Below are 339 nucleotides of genomic sequence, written 5' to 3'. Positions count from 1 at the left end.
CTCAAAGGAATTGACGGGGACCCGCACAAGCGGTGGAGCATGTGGTTTAATTCGAAGCAACGCGAAGAACCTTACCAAATCTTGACATCCTTCTGACCGGTCCGTAACGGGATCTTTCCTTCGGGACAGAAGAGACAGGTGGTGCATGGTTGTCGTCAGCTCGTGTCGTGAGATGTTGGGTTAAGTCCCGCAACGAGCGCAACCCTTATCCCCAGTAGCCAGCAGGTAAAGCTGGGCACTCTGAGGAGACTGCCAGGGAGAACCTGGAGGAAGGCGGGGATGACGTCAAATCATCATGCCCCTTATGATTTGGGCTACACACGTGCTACAATGGCGTGA

1 rRNA gene is annotated in these 339 nt (G+C 54.0%); it reads left to right on the top strand.

Features of this window, described 5'->3' with window-relative positions:
* Window positions 1-339 (top strand): 16S ribosomal RNA (locus tag ACTNDI_RS14065); the annotation flags it as partial.

The sequence above is a fragment of the Bilifractor sp. HCP3S3_D3 genome, from assembly GCF_052063915.1.
GTDB lineage: Bacteria > Bacillota > Clostridia > Lachnospirales > Lachnospiraceae > Bilifractor.
The sequence above is the reverse complement of the archived record's forward strand: the minus strand, read 5'-3'. Positions and strand labels throughout refer to the sequence as shown.